Here is a 412-nt window from a genome sequence, read left to right as displayed (position 1 = left end):
CCATACAGGGAACACGGACCGAACTCCTCATCAAGGGCGTTGATCATGCGTCGCGCACGCTTCGAACGCTCCTGACGCCCCTGCGGCATCATCGCCAAGTGCGACAGCTTCGCGCCGGCGAAAAGCATCGCCGCGCCATTTGGACAAGCCGCCACGCACGCTCCGCATCCAATACACGATGCGAAGTCGAGAGCTTGCTCGGCCTCGGCATGCGGCTGCGGCACCGAATCTGCATCAGGGGCCGTGCCCGTCATAACGTCGACCGTTCCACCGGCCTGTATCAGGTGATCCATGCTCGTACGGTCGATGGCTAGGTCACGGATGACCGGAAAGGCTGCCGAGCGGAATGGCTCAATTTTGAAATGGGTGATATGGGGGAATGCCCTCAAATGCTGACGACACGCCGGGGTAT

1 protein-coding gene is annotated in these 412 nt (G+C 60.9%); it reads right to left on the bottom strand.

Features of this window, described 5'->3' with window-relative positions; genetic code table 11:
* Positions 1-293: 4Fe-4S binding protein (locus HR9077_RS00835; protein ID WP_210725820.1), on the bottom strand; the 293-nt coding region annotated here is incomplete at its 3' end.
* Positions 294-412: the final 119 nt, after the last annotated feature.

The sequence above is a fragment of the Modicisalibacter radicis genome (genome assembly GCF_900961225.1).
Taxonomy (GTDB): Bacteria; Pseudomonadota; Gammaproteobacteria; order Pseudomonadales; family Halomonadaceae; genus Modicisalibacter.
Note: the sequence above shows the minus strand (reverse complement) of the source record. Positions and strands in the feature narration are given on the sequence as shown.